This window comes from Sutterella seckii (assembly GCF_009183815.1).
Lineage (GTDB): Bacteria > Pseudomonadota > Gammaproteobacteria > Burkholderiales > Burkholderiaceae_F > Sutterella > Sutterella seckii.
In genome coordinates this window covers 1-257 of record NZ_WEHX01000284.1, presented here as the reverse complement: position 1 = coordinate 257, position 257 = coordinate 1, and the positions used below count along the sequence as shown (strand labels likewise).

Genomic DNA, 257 nt, shown 5'->3' with positions numbered 1-257 from the left:
TACAGCCGCATGGTTGTGAGCGCCAGGGTCTTCGAGGCTGATAATGCCGACTTCGCCGTGCGCTTTCTCGGGGATGCCTTCAGGCGATACGGAATCAAGCCCGGACAGCTTGTCGTGCACTCAGACAATGGTGCGAGCATGAAGGCCGCTCCCACTTTGGCTTTGCTTGAGAAGAACGGAATTACCTTCTCGCACAGTCGTCCGCGAGTCAGCAACGACAATCCGTATTCGGAGTCCTTCTTCCGTACGCTTAAGTA

Annotated in this window: 1 pseudogene; it reads left to right on the top strand. The window is 55.6% G+C overall.

What is annotated here, in order from left to right:
- Window positions 1-9 precede the first annotated feature (9 nt).
- Window positions 10-257 (top strand): annotated as a pseudogene (locus GBM95_RS12185) (IS3-like element ISPpr7 family transposase); the annotation flags it as partial.